The 376-nt window shown below is 59.0% G+C and carries 1 pseudogene; it reads left to right on the forward strand.

The features are described from left to right. Positions 1–376: pseudogene (locus tag DDR33_RS26330) on the forward strand (hypothetical protein); the annotation flags it as partial.

The raw sequence follows: 376 nt of genomic DNA on the forward strand, positions 1-376 counted from the left end.
CCGGCTCTGCTGCTGCCTACAGCTATGACCAGAGCGGAAGCCTGACGGGCGATCCTAAAAAAGGGACCACGCTGAGCTACAACATCCTGGGACGGACAGAGAAAGTGACCATCACCACCTCCGCGGGGCGTTATATCAGCTATACCTATGATGCCACGGGGGTCCTGGTGCGCAAGCAGCAGTACGACAACAACAGCCTTCAGAAGACCACCGACTATATCGCCGGTTTCGTCTACGAGAACGGGGCGCTGTCGTATTTCGGGATGGCCGAAGGGCGGGTACGGAACACGGGCAGCAGCCTGAAGGCCGAATACATGGTCAAAGACTACCAGGGGAACGTGCGGGTGAGCTTCGAGGAGCAGAACGGGCAGGCGGT

Origin of the sequence: Pararcticibacter amylolyticus (genome assembly GCF_003130405.1) — a bacterium.
Taxonomy (GTDB): Bacteria; Bacteroidota; Bacteroidia; order Sphingobacteriales; family Sphingobacteriaceae; genus Arcticibacter; species Arcticibacter amylolyticus.